This window comes from Salinibacterium sp. NG253, assembly GCF_015864945.1.
Taxonomy (GTDB): Bacteria; Actinomycetota; Actinomycetes; order Actinomycetales; family Microbacteriaceae; genus Rhodoglobus.
In genome coordinates, this window is record NZ_JADYWF010000001.1 from 246,279 (window position 1) to 261,440 (window position 15,162).

Sequence of the window (15,162 nt, forward strand, 5' to 3'; positions counted from 1 at the left end):
TATAGTCGCCAGCACGGGCGTAGGCTTAGGTGTAGTCACCTCGGCAACCTAAGAAAGCCCATGAACACTCCTGAGTCGATCACGTCGCTCCCTGAGCGGCCCGATGCTGAACGCCGTCGCCGCGTCATCAACTACTCCATAGCTATGGGGATACGAATTGTGTGCGTGTTGCTGTGCGTCTTCGTGCGGGGGTGGTGGCTTGTGTTGCCCGTGCTTGGCGCCGTCGTGTTGCCCTACGTTGCCGTCGTGCTGGCCAACGTCAGCACTCAGCGCGCTGGCGTTGTGTCCACGCCTGGCCAATTCGCATTGAAATCGGGTGACTCCTTCGCTTCACGCGGAACGGACGAGGCGGCTCGGTGATCGGTGAGAGTGGCCCGAGCACACAACGGTGCTCGCGCGCAGGGTGCACAGCGCCCGCGCAGTGGAACGTCAACTGGCGAAACCCGCGTATTCACGGGCTTGAGCGGGTGAAGGTGTGGTTGGCCTGCGCTGACCACGTGGACTACTTGCGCGAATACTTGACGACCCGCAACTTCCCTGTCGTGGTTAGCGACCTCTCGGATGACGTTTCAGTGGTTCCTGATGGGAGCGGCGCGTGAACCGGTGGCGTTTCGCATTTTCTCGTCGGTGGTTTGGGTATTTGGCCTTGGTCATCGCCTTCGCAATTGGCTGCGTTTTTCTCTCGCATTGGCAGTTTGACCGGCGCGCGGAAGCGGCCGCGGAGGTCGCTCGCGTTAGCGACAACTGGGATGCAGCCCCCCAAGACCTCGAGAGTGTGATGCCCGAGCTCGACGAGTTCGATGTCGACAACAAGTGGAAGTCTGTGGCCGTTACCGGGGAGTACCTGACTGCTGAGCAACTCCTTGTGCGCGGGCGGCCGTACGGTGGTCAGCCAGGCTTCGAAGTGCTTGTACCTTTCAAGCTCGACAGCGGCGAGATTGTTGCTGTTGACCGTGGATGGGTTCCCTCGGGAAACAGCCAAGATGAACCCGATTTTGTGCCCGCTGCTCCCACGGGGCAGGTGGAGCTCGTTCTACGACTCAAGCCGAGTGAACCAACGGTCTACAACCGCTCAGCACCCGAGGGACAGATCGCAACCATTCACTTGCCGACCGTCGCGGAACTTGTGGGCGAACCAACCTACGTTGGCGCGTATGGCCTGTTGGCGTCTGAGTCCCCCGCGGTCGCCGATATGCCGCTGGCATACCCGAAACCGCTACTCGATGAAGGCGCCCATCTCTCCTACGCCTTCCAGTGGGTCGCTTTTGGCGTGCTTGCTTTCATCGGGCTCGCCTGGGCTGTGCGTCAGGAGTATCGTCTCGTCAACGAGGAGGATCCCGCTGAACGGGAGCGCGCTAAGAAGCGTCGCGACAAGGCAGTGAAACGCGGTCCTACTGACGCAGAAATCGAAGACGCAATCCTCGATTCCTAACCAGCGCCCAACGCTTCCGCTCGCGACGTAAGCGGGATGCGGCGTCGTCGCCACGCTCCCCTAGCTAGGCGAGGCTGATGAGGTCGGCGTAGTCCTTGTTCCAGTGGTCCTCGATGCCGTCAGGCAAGATCAGAACTCGTTCAGGGTTCAAGGCTTCGACAGCGCCCTCATCGTGGCTTACAAGTACAACAGCGCCCGTGTAGCTCGCGAGAGCACCAAGAATCTCCTCACGGCTGGCCGGGTCAAGGTTGTTAGTGGGCTCATCGAGGAGGAGCACGTTGGCGCCACTCACGACGATCATTGCGAGAGCAAGACGAGTCTTCTCTCCACCCGAAAGCACGCCGGCTTGCTTCGTCGCGTCATCCCCACTGAACAGGAACGAGCCGAGAACCCGACGCGCTTCCATCTCGGTGATGTTAGGCGACGATGAGACCATGTTTTCGAGAACAGAGCGCTTGACGTCGATGGTTTCGTGCTCTTGAGCGTAGTAACCGATGCGCAGGCCGTGACCAGCTTCGACTTCACCAGTGTCTGGCTCATCGACGCCGGCGAGCATTCGGAGCAGGGTTGTCTTTCCTGCACCGTTGAAGCCGAGGATGACAACCTTCGAACCGCGGTCGATCGCGAGGTCGACGGACGCAAAGATTTCGAGCGAGCCGTAGCTCTTGCTGAGGTTGTGGCCCATCAACGGCGTACGACCACAGGGTGCAGGATCCGGGAAGCGCAGAGCGGCAACGCGATCAGCGGTCCGAACGTCGTCAAGACCGGCAAGCAGTTTCTCGGCTCGAGCCACCATCTGGTGGGCAGACGCCGCCTTGGATGCCTTGGCGCCGAAGCGAGCAGCTTGAGCCTGAAGGGTCGATGCCTTCTTCTCGGCGTTGGCACGTTCCTTCTTCCGGCGTTCCTCATCGGATTGGCGCTGGCGCAGGTAATGCTTCCAGCCCATGTTGTACTGATCGATAAGTTGACGGTTCGCGTCGAGGTAGAAGACCTTGTTAACAGTGTCTTCGACTAGCTCAACATCGTGGCTAATCACGATCAGGCCGCCGCTGAAGTTCTTCAGAAATTCTCGCAGCCAGACAACAGAGTCGGCATCGAGATGGTTAGTGGGCTCATCAAGGAGCATGGTGTCTGCGCCCGAGAACAAGATTCGAGCAAGTTCGATACGGCGGCGTTGACCACCGGAGAGCGTCGAGAGCTGCTGGTCGAGAATGCGGTCGGGAAGGCTCAGGTTGCTCGCGATGGAAGCTGCCTCAGCCTCAGCGGCGTATCCGCCCAATGCCATGAACTGATCGTCGAGCTTGCCGTAACGATCCATGGCAGCGGTGCTCACCGCTGCATCGCTGCTGCCCATCTCATCCTGTGCCTGACGCATCTTCAGTACGATGCTGCCGAGGCCGCGAGCATCGAGGATCCGCGTCCGGGCAAGGTCTTCGGGGTTGCCAGAGCGGGGGTCTTGCGGGAGATATCCGATCTCACCGGTGCGCTCAATCTTGCCGCCTGTGGATTCGAGTTCCCCGGCGAGCGTCTTAGTGAGAGTGGTCTTGCCAGCGCCGTTGCGGCCAACCAGCCCAATTTTGTCTCCGCGATCTACACGGAAGTTGACGCCCTGCATCAGCATGCGTGCGCCAACGCGCAACTCGAGATCATGCACAGCAAGCACGGCAAAACGTCCAAATCTTGGGGGTTGGGGTTAGTGGGCGACAGCACCAACCAACTAGTCTACTTCCTACCGTCGACTGCGCAGTGCAGTTCTGAGAATAGGGAAGCGAGAGGCCGCCACCGTGAGCATCGCTACTCGATTGTTCAAACCAACGATTGTTGATCTCATCTTTGGGCCAAATTGGGCTGCGAGCGTGATCTTTGTTGCCGCCGGAGCAGGGTTCACTGCCCTCGCAGCGCAATTCGTCGTGCCGCTCTATCCGGTGCCCATCACTGGACAAACGCTGGCCGTCATGATCGTTGGTCTGTCTTTGGGGGCAACGCGCGCCGCCCTGGCGATGACGCTTTACGCGCTCCTCGGCGCAGTCGGACTCCCCGTGTTCAGCGACTCCAGTGGAGGCCTAGAGGTGCTGACCGGAACCGGAGGCGGGTACATCGTCGGATACATTGTCGGCGCTTGGATCATGGGTGCGCTAGCCGAACGACACTGGGATCGCCGATTCTGGAAAGCGGTAGCGGCCGCGGCAATCGGAACCGCGGCGATCTACGCAGCGGGCCTGATTGGACTGGCGCGAGCGTTAACCTCGATGGGGCGTGACTACACCATTTCGAGTCTCCTCGACATCGGCGTTGCACCATTTCTGGTCGGCGCTGCAGTCAAAGTGATCGTTGCCGCAACTTTGCTTTCCTACGCTTGGAAAAAGGCAACCCAGCACGATCCTCAGGCTGCAGGGCAGCGTTAAGCCACAGCCGACAACCTGGGATGCAGGCCCCGACTAGATCGAGAAGCCGACTAGATCGAGAAGCCGAGAGCCCGCATCATGTCGCGGCCGTCGTCAGTAATCTTTTCAGGACCCCATGGCGGCATCCACACCCAGTTGATGCGGAACGCTTCTACGACGTTATCGAGAGACTGAGCGATTTGCTCCTCGATAACGTCAGTCAGCGGGCAACCAGCTGAGGTAAGCGTCATGCTGATAATCAGCGCGTTGTTCTCGGGATCCCAGCTGAGGTCGTAGATGAGTCCGAGGTCAACAATATTGACCCCGAGCTCAGGGTCTACGACATCTTTGAGAGCCTCTTCAACCTCGTCGAAAAGGGCGGGCGCCAAAACAGTAGACATACGCCTACGCTACGCTCGTGTCGGTCAAAAATCGATCGTAACCTTCGTTTTCAAGGCGATCTGCAAGCTCGGGGCCACCCTCTTCTGCAACGCGGCCGTCAACGAAGACGTGAACGAAGTCCGGCGTGATGTAGCGAAGAATGCGTGTGTAGTGGGTGATCAACAGCAGACCAAGGCCTGTCGATTCCTGTGCGCGGTTGACACCCTCTGACACGATCTTGAGCGCATCGACGTCGAGGCCGGAGTCGGTCTCGTCAAGAATCGCGAATCGAGGCTTGAGGAGTTCCAGCTGAAGGATCTCGTTGCGCTTCTTCTCTCCGCCGGAGAAACCTTCGTTGACGTTGCGGTCGGAGAAAGTCTTGTCCATGCGGAGAGCCTTCATCGCACCGTTGACTTCTTTGATCCAGGGACGAAGCGCGGGGGCCTCTCCGGCCAGAGCGGTCTTCGCGGTGCGCAAGAAGTCAGCAACCTTAACGCCGGGAATCTCAACCGGGTATTGCATGGCAAGGAAGAGGCCTGCGCGAGCGCGCTCGTCGATGCTCATGTCGAGCACTTCTGCACCATCAAGCGTGATCGAACCGCTCTCGACGTGGTACTTGGGGTGCCCCGCGATTGTGTAGGCAAGGGTCGACTTGCCCGAGCCATTGGGGCCCATGATGGCGTGGGTTTCGCCCTGTTTGATCTCAAGGTCCACTCCCTTGAGGATCTGCTTCGTGCCCTGCTCGGTTTCGACGCTGACGTGCAGGTCTTTGACTGACAGTACTGACATTATTTCTTTCCTTAATGGTCTCGTATGGAGAGCGATTAGCTCTCGATGGCGACGGTGTCCTCGGGGTCGATGTGAACCCCTCCGTCGTCGTCGATCTTCACTACAAAGACCGGTACAGGTTCATAGGCGGGCAAGCTTAAGGGCTTACCGGTGTCGAGCGAGAAGAGCGAGCCGTGGGCCCAGCACTCAATAGCGCCGTCTTCGACGAAACCCTCCGCAAGCGAAATGTCGCCGTGTGTGCACGTGTCGCCGATCGCATGAACATCGCCAGCAGAATCTTTGACGACACAGATTGCGGTGCCGTCTAGTTCCACCCGATAGGCCTTGTTGGTCTCGAGTTCATCGATACCGCAGACGCGCTGAGCGGTCACGAGATGGTTCCTTCCAGCTCCGCTTCGATAGCGGTGTGGAGACGAGCTTCGAGCTGCTCATCGCCGACTTTCTGCACGATCTCAGAGAGGAAGCCGATGACGACAAGACGTCGAGCTTCTGCTTCGGAGATACCGCGAGCCTGCAGATAGAACAGCTGCTCGTCGTCGAAGCGACCAGTAGCGCTGGCGTGGCCGGCACCCTGAATATCGCCAGTCTCAATCTCAAGGTTCGGGATCGAGTCTGCACGAGTTCCCTCGGTCAAGACGAGGTTGCGGTTCTGCTCGTAGCTATCGGTACCGGCTGCGTGCGGGCCGATCAGGACATCTCCGACCCAAACCGTGCGCGCTCCGGCACCCTGAAGGGCACCCTTGTAGTTCACTCGACCGCGAGTCTGCGCTGCTTCGTGGTGAAGGTACACACGCTGCTCGAGGTGTTGTCCCGCATCCGCAAAATAGAGACCGTAGAGCTCGCCGTCGGCGCCTTCCCCCGACAAGTGCACCGACGGATTGACGCGAACAACCTTGCCCCCAAGCGACACAATCGTGTGCTTGAGGGTGGCTGAGCGGCCGACCTGTACGAAATGACTCGCGAGGTGGATGGCGTCGTCTGCCCAGTCCTGAACACTGACAAAGTTCAGCGTCGCGCCTTCTTCAACAACAACCTCAACGTTCTCGCTGAGAAGTGCCGAGCCAGACGACTCCACAAGGACGGTGCCGTTGCTATGGGCGCGCGCGGTGATCACAATGTGGCCGGCACGTGCTGTGTTGCCCAACTCTGAGCGAGAGATTCGCACTGTTGAGTGCTCTTCGCCCGTAATGGTGATGGCGAGGGCCTGCTCGAAGTTGGTCCAAGCATTGGCGGAGGCACGCTCTTCTGGCGCGCCTGCCGAAGCAATGCGCGCGTCGTCACGCGCTACCCACTCGACACTGATGCCCTCAGGGGCATCCGTGTCGATCGCGTAGGGAGCGCCGTCAAGAGCGTCGTCAAGAAGCGGTTTGATGAGCTTGACTGGCGTGAGCTTCCACTCAGCTTCTAGTCCATTGACGGGAGCGAAATCGGTGTGTTCGAAAGACCGAGGGCGTGCTGAGCGAGTCTGAACGGGAACGAAGCCTTTTTCGCTTGCGTCCCATCCGCCGTCGCTATGAGCCTTGAGTCCGTGCTGTTCTGGTGTAACGACGGTCATTTAGCCGACGGATCCTTCCATGCTCAGTTCAATGAGCTTATTGAGTTCGAAGGCGTACTCCATGGGCAGTTCGCGCGCGATGGGTTCGATGAAGCCACGCACGATCATGGCCATCGCCTCATCTTCTTCCATGCCGCGCGACTGAAGGTAGAAGAGTTGTTCAGCGCTGACTTTGGAAACAGTTGCTTCGTGACCAAGCTGAACGTCATCCACTCGGATGTCAATCGACGGATACGTATCCGAGCGCGAAATCGTGTCAACCAAGAGAGCATCACAGCGAACAGTGTTTGCTGAGTGATGGGCCTTCTCGTCAACGCGGACTTCTCCACGGTAGCCAGCGCGACCGCCACCACGGGCGACAGACTTCGAGACGATCGATGAGGTCGTGTATGGCGCCATGTGGATCATCTTGGCTCCGGCGTCTTGGTGCTGACCGGGGCCCGCGAAGGCAACGGAAAGGGTTTCGCCCTTGGCGTGCTCCCCCACCAGGTAGATCGACGGGTACTTCATCGTGACCTTGGAACCGATGTTTCCATCGATCCACTCCATGGTTGCGCCCTCGTGAGCGATCGCACGCTTGGTGACGAGGTTGTATACGTTGTTCGACCAGTTTTGAATCGTCGTGTAGCGAACGCGAGCGTCCTTCTTCACGATAATTTCGACAACCGCAGAGTGCAGGGAGTCCGACTTGTAGATCGGAGCGGTGCAGCCCTCGATGTAGTGAACGTACGAACCTTCATCAGCGATGATCAGAGTGCGTTCGAACTGGCCCATGTTCTCCGTGTTGATACGGAAGTAGGCCTGAAGCGGGATCTCAACGTGGACGCCCTTGGGCACGTAAACGAAGGAACCACCCGACCACACGGCGGTGTTCAGCGCAGCGAACTTGTTGTCGCCGGCGGGAATCACAGTGCCGAAGTACTCCTCAAAGAACTCGGGGTGCTCGCGCAGCGCCGTGTCGGTGTCCATGAAGATGACGCCCTTGGCTTCAAGCTCGGCGTTGATGGAGTGGAAGACAACCTCCGACTCATACTGTGCAGCAACGCCGGAAACCAGACGGTTGCGCTCAGCCTCCGGAATACCCAGCTTCTCGTAAGTATCGCGAATATCGGCGGGAAGGTCTTCCCACGTCTGCGCCTGCTTTTCAGTGGAGCGGACAAAGTATTTGATGTTGTCGAAGTCGATGCCCGACAAGTCGGCGCCCCACTTCGGCATCGGTTTGCGACCGAAGAGCTCAAGGCCCTTGAGACGCAATTTGAGCATAGATTCGGGCTCATTCTTAAGCGTAGAGATGTCGCGAACGACCTCTTCGTTGATGCCCCGTCGCGCAGAGGCTCCCGCAACGTCGGAGTCAGCCCAGCCAAACTCATACTGGCCCATGCCATTGAGTTCCGGACGATCGATCAGCACGTCGGACATTGGTACCTCTTTTCCTGCCCCTATCAACCAAGGTGGCTGCGTTGGCATTCCTTCGCACAGCACTTTGCCGGGAATATTTAGTGGGGCCGCGTGCGCTGTGTCACAACACTGCGCGGGCGAACTTAGACTGAAACAGGACAAGCGAGAGATTATCCCGCTGTCAACATTGACTTCCCGGCGTGGGCTGTGTTCCTGAACGCAATCCATTCTACAGGCAGAAGCCCGAAATAACAGGAGGTACGGCCGTGAACGCCGTCATCGCACGATTGCCCCAATCTGTAGACGCTCGAGTGAAATTTTTTGCGGTGGCTACGCTCGTCATTCAAATACTGATCGTGGCGACGGGCGGGGCCGTTCGATTGACCGGTTCGGGGCTCGGATGCCCCACCTGGCCGCTCTGTACCGACGCCTCTCTTATCGCAACCCCGGAGATGGGGGTGCACGGCGCCATCGAGTTTGGTAATCGGCTGTTGTCGATAATCGTGGGATTCGTCGCAATTCTCATGGTTCTGATGCTGCTGCGAATCCGCCGTGAACGTCGCGACCTGATGACGCTTGCGCTCGTGATTCTCGGCGGCACAGTGTTGCAGGGCCTCATCGGTGGCCTTTCCGTGCGAGTTCAGCTCGATCCCAGCATCGTGGGCGTGCACTACGCCATCTCAGCAATCCTGGTCGCCGTGAGTGCTGCACTTGTGTACCGAGTCTGGACCGGATTGCGCGGAAGCACGCTTGAAGTGTCGCGCCCCATCATGATCCTGACCCATGTGACCAGCATGTTTGTTGCGCTCACGATCATTGCCGGCATCCTGACGACCGGTGCTGGACCGCACGCGGGTGACGACGGCACAGCGCGCAATGGTTTGGATGCGGGCATCCTGCAGCATGTACACAGCTGGCCTGGCTACGCGCTACTCGCTGCGACCCTCGCGTTGGTGATTCTGCTCGCCAAGGGCGGCCACCGTCGCATCCTTGACTTCGCAGTGATTCTGCTCGTGCTCGAAGTCGTTCAGGCCACAATCGGAATCATCCAGTCGCGCAGTGGGCTGCCGATCCTATTGGTTGGCAGCCACATGGTTCTTGCCTGTGCAATTGCTGCCGCTATGACGGCCGTAGTGCTCTCGCTTCGCCCGAGCGTCAATCAACGGGCAGCAACCGAAGAGAAAACCGTGGCCGCACGCTAGTTCGTCACGCGTGACTCGCTGGTGCTGCGTTCGCTAGAACGGCAGCAGCGGGTCAATGCCGACGGCAAGGAATACCAGCGTCAGGTAGCTGATCGAACTGTGGAATACACGCATGGCCTTGACCTCGCCGTGGCGGATCGCCGTCGAGTACAACCGGTGCGATTCGATGATGAACCACGCACCGCTCAGGGTCGCAACGAGCGTGTAAACGATACCCATGTCAGCGACAGGTACCAGCAGAAGTGAACACGCGACGGTTGCCCACGCGTAGAGGATTACCTGAAGGCCGACGGCCGCACGGCCACGAACAACGGCAAGCATGGGAACGCCGACCGATTGGTACTCAGCGCGGTATTTCATTGACAGCGGCCAGTAGTGCGGCGGCGTCCACAAGAAGACCACAGCAAACAGGATCCAGGCTGCCCACGAAAGATCGTTGGTGACGGCTGCCCAGCCAATAAGTACGGGCATGCAGCCAGCGATGCCGCCCCAGATAATGTTCTGTGGAGTGCGACGCTTCAAGAGGAGCGTGTAAACGAAAACGTAGAAAAGGATCGCGAACAGCGACAGCGCGGCTGCAAGCCAGTTGGTGAGCACGCCAAGCCATACAACCGAGCCGACCCCGCTGATCCACGCAAAGAGAAGAGCTTCGCGGTCGCTGAGTTCGCCCGTCACGAGCGGTCGGTTCTTGGTGCGGGCCATGATGCGATCGATGTCGCGGTCGATGTAGCAGTTGAACGCATTAGCCGAGGATGCGCTGAGAATTCCGCCGACCAACGTGGCCAATACCAGCCACAGATTAGGGATGCCGCCAGCGGCAAGCACCATGACAGGCACCGTGGTGACGAGCAGAAGCTCAATAACCCGCGGTTTCGTGAGCGCAACGTAGGCGCGAATCTTGCGAAGGATGCCAATGCGTTGCTGCTGCGTGGGGGCTTCTAAAGTGACATCCATATCTACGATTCTAAACCGCATATCAAAATGTGCTGACCGTCACCGTAGTAAGGGAGCGATCGTGTACCGGGTTCCCTATACTTGGGGTGCCCGCCTGTCGGTGGCATGCTCGCGCGCACCACCAGTGCACTACGGCAAAACCGCTGACCGAGCCAATGATGGTATGTGGCGGGTCGTTCACGTGCCCTAGTCATTTCTGGCTAGGCACTTCGCTTGCAGAAGGGTCATTATTCTCATGGCAGCTTTTCAATGGGATCACATCGACAACAAAGCGGTAGACACCGCTCGAATTCTGGCGGCAGATGCTGTTGAGAAGGTAGGTAACGGTCACCCCGGTACCGCGATGAGTTTGGCGCCTGCAGCGTACTTGCTCTTTCAGAAGGTGATGCGTCGCGATCCAAGCGACGATCAGTGGATTGGCCGTGACCGGTTCATCCTCTCGGTGGGCCACAGCTCGCTCACTCAGTACGTTCAGTTGTACCTTGCCGGTTATGGGCTTGAACTCGATGACCTCAAGGCTCTACGCACGTGGGGTTCGCTCACTCCGGGACACCCCGAGTACGGCCACACCAAGGGCGTAGAAATCACCACCGGCCCTCTCGGTCAAGGCATCGCCTCGTCTGTCGGCTTCGCTTACGCGGCACGCTACGAGCGTGGATTGTTTGATCCCGAGGCCGAAGCGGGCACGAGCCCCTTCGACCACTTCGTCTACGTGATCGCGGGCGATGGCGACCTTCAAGAAGGCGTGTCAGCAGAAGCTTCCTCGCTTGCCGGTCACCAGAAGCTCGGCAACCTCATTGCTATCTACGACAGCAACCAGATCTCTATTGAAGACGACACCAACATCGCTTTCACTGAAGATGTGCAGATGCGCTACGAGGCCTACAACTGGCACGTGCAGGTCGTTGACTGGAAGAAGACTGGCGAGTACGTCGAAGACGTCGAGGCGCTCAACGCCGCGATCGAGGACGCCAAGGCCGTCACCGACCAGCCGTCGCTCATCATTCTCCGCACCATCATCGGTTGGCCAGCCCCCAGCAAGCAGAACACCGGAAAGATCCACGGATCCGCCCTAGGCGCTGAAGAACTTGCTGGCACTAAGAAGGCTCTTGGCTTCGACCCCGAGCAGAGCTTCGTCGTCGACGACGACGTTATCTCTCACACGCGTCAAGCTATTGACCGTGGAAAGCAACAGCGCGCTGAGTGGACAGAATCCTTCGACAAGTGGGCTGCGGCAAACCCCGAGCGCAAGACTCTGCTGGACCGTGTCCTCTCTGGTGCATTGCCTGAGGGCGTCGAAGAAGCACTCCCCCAGTTCGAAGCAGGCAAAGATGTCTCGACTCGTGCAGCAAGCGGCAAGGTACTCGGCGCAATCGGCGCCATCATGCCCGAGCTGTGGGGCGGCTCTGCTGACCTCGCCGAGTCGAACCTCACCACCATTGCCGGAGCGAAGTCGTTCGTTCCGAGCGAGCACTCCACCGGCGAATGGAGCGGAAACGAGTACGGTCGCGTACTTCACTTCGGCATCCGTGAGCACGCCATGGGCGCAATCATCAATGGCATTGTTCTTCACGGAAACACTCGCGCTTTCGGCGGAACGTTCCTGATCTTCAGCGACTACATGCGTCCGGCTGTTCGACTGGCCGCTCTCATGGGGGTGCCGTCGATCTTCGTGTGGACTCACGACTCGATCGCGCTCGGCGAAGACGGTCCTACTCACCAGCCGATCGAGCAGCTTGCCAGCTTGCGAATGATTCCTGGCATGGATGTTGTTCGCCCAGCCGACGCCAACGAGACCGCGTGGGCGTGGAAGACGATCCTTGAGCGTCGTAACGGCCCAGCGGGTATCGCCCTCACCCGTCAAAACGTGCCCACATTCGATCGTGGGGACGCAGACGCGACCGGTGAGACCTTCGCTTCCGCTGCGAATGTAGCCAAGGGAGCCTACGTGCTCGCTGAAGCGCCCAACGGAACTCCGGACGTCATTCTGATTGCCACCGGTTCTGAAGTGCAGCTCGCTGTGGAAGCCCGCGAGACGCTCAAGGCTGACGGAATCAACGCGCGCGTCGTGTCCGCTCCTAGCCTTGAATGGTTCGCGGAGCAGACCGCGGAATACCGCGAGTCCGTTTTGCCTTCTACTGTGCGTTCACGTGTATCGGTCGAAGCAGGAGTATCCACCGGATGGCGCGAGTACGTTGGCGACGCAGGTCGCAGCATCTCAATCGATCACTTTGGAGCATCCGCCGACTACAAGACTCTGTTCCGTGAGTTTGGAATCACCACCGAGGCCGTTGTGGCCGCTGCACGCGATTCTCTGGACGCCGTCTAGGCGCCCCAGATAAGGAGACAAGAAATGACTAACGAAACACCTACCGCAGCGCTCTCGGGCCTCGGCGTAAGCATCTGGCTTGATGACCTCTCGCGTGAGCGAATCAACTCGGGCGGACTCCAGTCGCTCATTGCATCACGCAACGTTGTTGGCGTCACGACCAACCCCACGATTTTTGCTACCGCTTTGGCAAAGGGTGAGGCCTATGACGAGCAGGTTGCAGCTCTGGCTGCCAAGGGCACGAGCGTCACTGATGCTGTGTTCGAGATCACGACTGACGATGTTGCTGCTGCCAGCGACATTTTCCGCCCCGTCTATGACGCCACTGAGGGCCGCGATGGCCGGGTCTCTATCGAGGTCGAACCTGGACTGGCCCATGATGCCGCCGGCACGATTGCTCAGGCTCAGCAGCTCTGGGCGAAGGTTGCTCGCGAGAACGCGATGATCAAGATTCCCGCGACCGTTGAGGGCCTCGAGGCCATCACTGCAACGATCGCAGCCGGAATCAGCGTCAACGTCACCTTGATCTTCAGCTTGGCGCGTCACCGCGAAGTTATCGAGGCTTACCTCACTGGCTTGGAGAAGGCGAAGGCTGCCGGCCATGACCTTTCAAAGATTCACTCGGTCGCATCGTTCTTCGTCTCCCGCGTAGACACCGAGATCGACAAGCGTCTTGACGCGATCGGTACGGATGAGGCCAAGGCCCTCAAGAGCAAAGCTGGCGTCGCAAACGCACGACTCGCCTACGAGGTTTACGAGAATGCTTTTGCTACCGATCGCGCTCAGGCTCTCATCGCCGCTGGTGCGAACAAGCAGCGTCCGCTCTGGGCTTCCACCGGCGTGAAGGACCCGAGCCTGCCTGACACGCTGTACGTCACCGAGCTTGCCGTTGGCGAGACCGTGAACACGATGCCCGAGAAGACGCTCGAAGCGACTTTCGACCACGGCGTTATCGAAGGCGAGCAGGTCACCGCTAACTACGATGCAGCCAACTTCACCCTCGATGCGCTTACGGCGCTGGGTATTTCCTACGACGAGGTGACCGCGCTTCTCGAAAAAGAGGGCGTTGAGAAGTTCATCGTCTCCTGGAACGAGCTGCTCGACACCGTGTCAGCCGCTCTTGAGGCCGCAAAATGAGTGTAAAACTCGCAGTATCGGGCGCGGCGGCGGAGGCCGTCGACCGCATCGTTCCGCAGCTGGTCAACGATCTCGTTGCCAGTCGCATCACCGGCGGCGACGCGACGCTCTGGGGCCCCGCCGCTGAAGAAGAGTCGGCCAAGCGCTTGGGCTGGGTCGAGGCTGTTTCGGTCGGTCGTCCGATGATCGAAGACATCTACGCCCTGCGCGACAAGCTGCGCGCCGACGGCGTGAATCACTTTGTCTTGGGCGGCATGGGCGGTTCGTCGCTTGCCCCTGAGGTCATCACTCGCACGTACGGAGTTGAACTCACAGTTCTCGACTCGACAGACCCGGCACAGGTGCAGGCTGCCCTCGCGGATCGTCTTCAGTCGACGGCCGTCGTCATCTCCTCCAAGTCGGGCTCGACGCTCGAAACCGATTCGCAGAAGCGCATTTACGAAAAATTCTTCACGGATGCCGGAATCGACCCTCGGGAACGCATCGTGATCGTCACTGATCCCGGTTCGCCGATGGATGTCGCGGCTCGCGCTGCGGGATACCGCGTGTTCAACGCTGACCCCAACGTCGGCGGCCGTTATTCGGCACTCACCGCCTTCGGACTCGTTCCGTCTGGACTTGCCGGCGTCGACCTGGCCGAGCTTCTCGATGAAGCCGAGGCTGTCATGGTCGAGCTTGCTGTCGACAACGAGAGCAACCCGGGTCTCGTGCTTGGCGCTGCGATTGCCGGAACCGATCCCCTCAAGGACAAACTCGGCATCGTGACCGACGGAACCCACATCCTTGGGTTCGGAGACTGGGCAGAACAGCTCATCGCCGAATCCACGGGAAAGCTCGGCAAGGGACTTCTTCCGGTCGTGCTGCAGACCAACTCGCCCGAGCTCACGGAAGGTTTGGATGACCTCCAGATCGTTCGACTCGTTGGCGATTGGGATGACACCAAAGAGGTAGCAGAGGGCGAGATTGAAATCGCTGGTTCGCTCGGCGGACAGTTGCTGCTCTGGGAGTACGCCACGGTCGTTGCTGGTCGAATCCTCGGGATTAACCCGTTCGATCAGCCAGACGTTGAAGCTGCGAAGAACGCAGCGCGCGAGCTCATTGATAACCCGACTCCCCCGCAGGCCCCGGCCTTCTCGGTCGGCGATATTGAGGTTCGCGGCACGGACGGCGTGGTGGCTGACAGCAGTGACCTCGCTGGAGTTGTTTCGTCGCTACTGTCGTATCTGGCTGACGACGGTTATGTCGCGATTCAGGTTTACGCCGACCGCACTGGTTACCCGGAACTCCCCGAGCTTCGTGAGCGGGCAGCAGCCCGCGCAAAGCGCCCGGTGACATTCGGTTGGGGACCACGGTTCCTGCACTCCACCGGCCAGTTCCACAAGGGTGGCCCGGCAATCGGAGTGTTCCTTCAGATCATTGTTGTCGAAGAAACTGATTTGCAGATTCCTGACCGTCCGTTTACGTTTGGGCAGCTCATCCGGGCACAGGCCGCCGGCGACGCCAGCGTTCTGGCCGAACATGGCCGCCCTGTCCTGAGTCTCACGGTGTCGAACCCAAAGGTTTCGTTGCCGCAGGTTCTCGACGCGATCGGCTAGCTGCAG

Annotated in this window: 14 protein-coding genes; 7 read left to right on the forward strand and 7 right to left on the reverse strand. The window is 59.4% G+C overall.

Features of this window, described 5'->3' with window-relative positions:
- Positions 1-60: 60 nt before the first annotated feature.
- Positions 61-360 carry a DUF3099 domain-containing protein gene (locus tag I6E52_RS01245; protein WP_197154342.1) on the forward strand — a complete coding sequence of 100 codons (300 nt, stop codon included), beginning with the start codon at positions 61-63 and terminating at the stop codon, positions 358-360.
- A gap of 235 nt (positions 361-595) precedes the next feature.
- Positions 596-1,432 (forward strand): SURF1 family protein, encoded by an 837-nt coding sequence (locus I6E52_RS01250; protein WP_197154343.1) that lies wholly within the window; start codon positions 596-598, stop codon positions 1,430-1,432.
- A 64-nt stretch (positions 1,433-1,496) separates the two neighbouring features.
- On the opposite strand, the gene I6E52_RS01255 is transcribed toward I6E52_RS01250, so the two are convergent.
- A complete protein-coding gene (locus tag I6E52_RS01255; RefSeq protein WP_197105633.1) occupies positions 1,497-3,095 on the reverse strand; it encodes an ABC-F family ATP-binding cassette domain-containing protein in 1,599 nt (532 codons plus the stop codon).
- Between the two features lie 121 nt (positions 3,096-3,216).
- Between I6E52_RS01255 and I6E52_RS01260 the strand changes: the two genes are divergently transcribed.
- Entirely contained in the window at positions 3,217-3,837 is a 621-nt protein-coding gene (locus I6E52_RS01260) for a biotin transporter BioY (RefSeq protein ID WP_197154344.1), read from the forward strand.
- A gap of 50 nt (positions 3,838-3,887) precedes the next feature.
- On the opposite strand, the gene I6E52_RS01265 is transcribed toward I6E52_RS01260, so the two are convergent.
- From I6E52_RS01265 to sufB, 5 genes are read right to left on the reverse strand one after another with little or no spacing between them, the layout of a single operon-like run.
- A complete protein-coding gene (locus I6E52_RS01265) occupies positions 3,888-4,217 on the reverse strand; it encodes a metal-sulfur cluster assembly factor (protein WP_100388990.1) in 330 nt (109 codons plus the stop codon).
- A 4-nt stretch (positions 4,218-4,221) separates the two neighbouring features.
- Positions 4,222-4,986, reverse strand: coding sequence for a Fe-S cluster assembly ATPase SufC (gene sufC / locus I6E52_RS01270; protein ID WP_197124713.1), 765 nt, complete (start codon positions 4,984-4,986; stop codon positions 4,222-4,224).
- Positions 4,987-5,021: 35 nt separating this feature from the next.
- Entirely contained in the window at positions 5,022-5,357 is a 336-nt protein-coding gene (locus tag I6E52_RS01275) for a non-heme iron oxygenase ferredoxin subunit (RefSeq protein ID WP_197135538.1), read from the reverse strand.
- Positions 5,354-6,541, reverse strand: coding sequence for a Fe-S cluster assembly protein SufD (sufD, locus tag I6E52_RS01280; RefSeq protein ID WP_197154345.1), 1,188 nt, complete (start codon positions 6,539-6,541; stop codon positions 5,354-5,356). Before sufD ends, I6E52_RS01275 begins: the two co-directional genes overlap by 4 nt.
- Positions 6,542-7,960: a Fe-S cluster assembly protein SufB gene (sufB, locus tag I6E52_RS01285; protein ID WP_197124707.1), complete on the reverse strand. Its 1,419-nt coding sequence runs from the start codon at positions 7,958-7,960 to the stop codon at positions 6,542-6,544.
- 245 nt (positions 7,961-8,205) lie between these two features.
- Here sufB and I6E52_RS01290 point away from each other — a divergent pair, with 245 nt between their 5' ends.
- The gene (locus I6E52_RS01290; protein ID WP_197154346.1) at positions 8,206-9,141 is read left to right on the forward strand and encodes a heme A synthase; all 936 of its coding nucleotides are present in this window, start codon (positions 8,206-8,208) and stop codon (positions 9,139-9,141) included.
- A gap of 33 nt (positions 9,142-9,174) precedes the next feature.
- On the opposite strand, the gene I6E52_RS01295 is transcribed toward I6E52_RS01290, so the two are convergent.
- Entirely contained in the window at positions 9,175-10,095 is a 921-nt protein-coding gene (locus I6E52_RS01295) for a heme o synthase (protein WP_197124704.1), read from the reverse strand.
- A 235-nt stretch (positions 10,096-10,330) separates the two neighbouring features.
- Between I6E52_RS01295 and tkt the strand changes: the two genes are divergently transcribed.
- The 3 genes from tkt to I6E52_RS01310 are packed head-to-tail and all read left to right on the forward strand — an operon-like array spanning position 10,331 to position 15,156.
- Positions 10,331-12,424 (forward strand): transketolase, encoded by a 2,094-nt coding sequence (gene tkt, locus I6E52_RS01300; protein WP_197154348.1) that lies wholly within the window; start codon positions 10,331-10,333, stop codon positions 12,422-12,424.
- Positions 12,425-12,448: 24 nt separating this feature from the next.
- Positions 12,449-13,561, forward strand: coding sequence for a transaldolase (gene tal, locus I6E52_RS01305; RefSeq protein ID WP_197154350.1), 1,113 nt, complete (start codon positions 12,449-12,451; stop codon positions 13,559-13,561).
- On the forward strand, positions 13,558-15,156 hold the full coding sequence (locus tag I6E52_RS01310) for a glucose-6-phosphate isomerase (RefSeq protein WP_197154351.1): 1,599 nt from the start codon (positions 13,558-13,560) through the stop codon (positions 15,154-15,156). Before tal ends, I6E52_RS01310 begins: the two co-directional genes overlap by 4 nt.
- The last annotated feature ends 6 nt before the right edge of the window (positions 15,157-15,162 follow it).

Bases quoted from the DNA above. Each gene is read 5' to 3' on its own strand.
- sufC (WP_197124713.1), bottom strand. From the start codon at position 4,986: ATGTCAGTACTGTCAGTCAAAGACCTGCACGTCAGCGTCGAAACCGAG.
- I6E52_RS01245 (WP_197154342.1), top strand. From the start codon at position 61: ATGAACACTCCTGAGTCGATCACGTCGCTCCCTGAGCGGCCCGATGCT.
- I6E52_RS01310 (WP_197154351.1), top strand. From the start codon at position 13,558: ATGAGTGTAAAACTCGCAGTATCGGGCGCGGCGGCGGAGGCCGTCGAC.
- tkt (WP_197154348.1), top strand. From the start codon at position 10,331: ATGGCAGCTTTTCAATGGGATCACATCGACAACAAAGCGGTAGACACC.
- sufD (WP_197154345.1), bottom strand. From the start codon at position 6,541: ATGACCGTCGTTACACCAGAACAGCACGGACTCAAGGCTCATAGCGAC.
- sufB (WP_197124707.1), bottom strand. From the start codon at position 7,960: ATGTCCGACGTGCTGATCGATCGTCCGGAACTCAATGGCATGGGCCAG.
- tal (WP_197154350.1), top strand. From the start codon at position 12,449: ATGACTAACGAAACACCTACCGCAGCGCTCTCGGGCCTCGGCGTAAGC.
- I6E52_RS01295 (WP_197124704.1), bottom strand. From the start codon at position 10,095: ATGGATGTCACTTTAGAAGCCCCCACGCAGCAGCAACGCATTGGCATC.
- I6E52_RS01265 (WP_100388990.1), bottom strand. From the start codon at position 4,217: ATGTCTACTGTTTTGGCGCCCGCCCTTTTCGACGAGGTTGAAGAGGCT.